Source organism: Motilimonas sp. E26 (assembly GCF_021278025.1).
GTDB lineage: Bacteria > Pseudomonadota > Gammaproteobacteria > Enterobacterales > CBDFNC01 > Motilimonas.
The window spans coordinates 1-1,257 of record NZ_JAIBHJ010000074.1 but is presented as its reverse complement, the minus strand read 5'-3'; the positions used below and the strand labels follow the sequence as shown (position 1 = coordinate 1,257).

Below are 1,257 nucleotides of genomic sequence, written 5' to 3'. Positions count from 1 at the left end.
TGTAGTGGTACAACTATTTTGGCCACCTGATTAGAGGTGATAAGATCACCGTAACTAAGCAGGTATCAATATGTCAAAACGTACAAGACTAACTTATTCACCAGAATTCCGACTAGAAGTTGCCCAAGAAATCGTCGACAAGGGGCGCTCAGTTCGCGAGGTTGCTGAGTCACTAGAGTTAGGCAAGTCAACCGTCGATAAATGGGCAAGGCAGCTTAAAGAAGAGCGAAATGGCAACCTATCGAGTGCCATGCCGATGACGCCAGACCAAGTCAAAATACGCGAGCTAGAGCGTAAGATTAAACGCCTTGAAGAGGATAACACCATCCTAAAAAAGGCTTCCGCTCTCTTGATGCAGGACTCGCTCAAAGGTTCGCGTTAATAAGGGAGCTAAGCGCTTATTGGGGTGTTGAACGGCTGTGTAAGGCATTTAAGGTCAATCGTAGTAGCTATCGTTATTGGGTCGAGCGTCGTCATGAGTTAGACCCTAAAAGGCTGAAACTCATCTCTGAACTGAAGCGCTGGTTTGGTAAAAGTTGTGGTTCGGCAGGTCAAAGGACGTTGCAGGTATTGCTCGCTGATTCAGGCTTCAAAGCTAGTCGGTGGTTGATTCGCAAGCTGATGAAGGAGAAGGGGCTCGTCAGCAGGCAAATCTCTAGTCATCGTTATGCTAAAGCTGAAAAAGAGCACTTAGGTATTCCGAATTTGCTAGATAGGAACTTCAAACCAGACGCTCCAAATCGGGTTTGGACGGGCGATGTGACGTATGTTTGGACTGGCTCGAGGTGGCTATATTTAGCCGTTGTGATTGACTTGTTTGCAAGACGCGTTGTTGGCTGGGCAACCTCAAAAAGCCCAGACAGCGAGCTAACAAAGAAAGCATTGAGGATGGCCTATGAGAGCAGAGGAAAGCCAAGGGGCTTGATGTTCCACAGCGACCAGGGCTGCCATTATACCAGTAAAACTTATCGTCAATTGCTTTGGCGGTTTGGTATAAAGCAAAGTTTAAGTCGCCGAGGTAACTGCCACGACAACGCCCCCACTGAACGTTTTTTCAGAAGTTTTAAAACCGAGTGGATGCCAAGGTCAGGTTATCAGTCATTTGTAGTGGGTGTTGAAGCGATTAACAATTACATTACCGGTTATTTCAATCGCTATAGGCCTCACCAGTTTAACAAGGGGCTATCGCCACAAAAGGCTGAAGCAGAATACTTCAAAACTTATAACGAGGTGGCCAGTTTTAGTTGACCACTACAT

The 1,257-nt window shown here is 46.5% G+C and carries 1 protein-coding gene; it reads left to right on the top strand.

Going from position 1 to position 1,257, the window contains the following annotated elements; all coding sequences use genetic code 11:
- Positions 1-70 precede the first annotated feature (70 nt).
- Positions 71-1,248, top strand: a protein-coding gene (locus K1M91_RS21170) for an IS3 family transposase (protein ID WP_232804243.1) whose coding sequence is annotated in 2 segments (ribosomal slippage) — positions 71-329 and positions 329-1,248 — 1,179 coding nt in all. Because the reading frame shifts where the segments join, the coding sequence is not laid out codon by codon here.
- Positions 1,249-1,257: the final 9 nt, after the last annotated feature.